Origin of the sequence: Oceanimonas baumannii, from assembly GCF_002245495.1 — a bacterium.
Classification (GTDB): Bacteria; Pseudomonadota; Gammaproteobacteria; order Enterobacterales; family Aeromonadaceae; genus Oceanimonas; species Oceanimonas baumannii.
Genome location: NZ_NQJF01000042.1, coordinates 1 through 1165 on the forward strand (window position 1 = coordinate 1; position 1165 = coordinate 1165).

General features: G+C 57.3%; 1 protein-coding gene and 1 pseudogene. One reads left to right on the forward strand and one right to left on the reverse strand.

Annotated features, from left to right (window positions below; all coding sequences use genetic code 11):
• Nucleotides 1-716: pseudogene (locus B6S09_RS18860) on the reverse strand (excinuclease ABC subunit UvrA); the annotation flags it as partial.
• 178 nt (nt 717-894) lie between these two features.
• On the opposite strand from B6S09_RS18860, the gene B6S09_RS18865 reads away from it, so the two are divergent.
• A partial coding sequence (locus B6S09_RS18865) for an MFS transporter (RefSeq protein WP_141202004.1) occupies nt 895-1165 on the forward strand: 271 nt, incomplete at its 3' end.

A 1165-nucleotide genomic window follows, 5' to 3' on the forward strand; every position in this document is an offset into this window, starting at 1 on the left:
AGATGTGTATAAGAGACAGGGGCAATACCGTCCGCCAGTTTCAGTGCGGTTTCAAACGATTCCGCCAGTCGTTGCTGCAGGTCCGCCCGCACTTTGAAGCGATCGACCACAACATCGATAGAATGCTTCTTCTGCTTGTCGAGCTTCGGTGCTTCATCGAGTTCATAGAGCTTGCCGTTGATGCGAGCTCGCACGAAACCCTGGGCGCGCAGCTCTTCGAATACGGACAGATGTTCGCCCTTGCGCTCGCGGATCACCGGCGCCAGCAGCATCAGCTTGGCCCCTTCGGGCTGCGTCAACACCAGGTCGACCATCTGGCTGACGGTCTGGGCTTCCAAAGGAATGTCGTGGTCCGGGCAGCGCGGGATACCTACCCGCGCATACAGCAGGCGCAGATAGTCATAGATTTCGGTAATGGTGCCCACGGTGGAACGGGGGTTATGGGAAGTCGACTTCTGTTCGATGGAAATGGCTGGCGACAGGCCTTCGATGGTATCGACGTCAGGCTTTTCCATCATCGACAGGAACTGGCGGGCGTAGGCCGACAGTGACTCCACATAACGACGCTGACCTTCGGCATACAGCGTATCGAAGGCCAGAGACGATTTGCCGGACCCGGACAGACCGGTGATCACGATCAGTTTGTCCCGTGGCAGGGTCAGGTCGATGTTCTTCAGGTTGTGGGTTCTAGCCCCACGAATCAGGATCTTGTCCAAGATGGCCTCGCACGGCGGGCGTAAATAATGCCGGAGTATACGGCTAAAGACTGGATGAATATACACTGTCAAAAGGCCGCTTGCAGCCTTACATGAAAGCTGCGCGGCAAACCGCCGCATATACCCTCTCAATCGATGGGACTGGTAGAATCGCCGCCGGTTCACACGAGGTTTTTCCATGCACGATCCCCACAGCGAACGCATGAGTAGCGGTGAGACCCGCGCGGCAAGCGGTCTGGCCCTGGTGTTCGCCTTCCGTATGCTTGGCATGTTCATGGTGTTGCCGGTACTGGCGACCTACGGGATGGATCTCGCAGGCGCGACCCCCGCTTTGATCGGTCTGGCCATTGGTGCCTACGGCCTGACCCAGGCGATTTTTCAGATTCCGTTTGGGATCATTTCCGACCGCATTGGTCGCTGTCTCTTATACACATCTGACGCTGCCGACG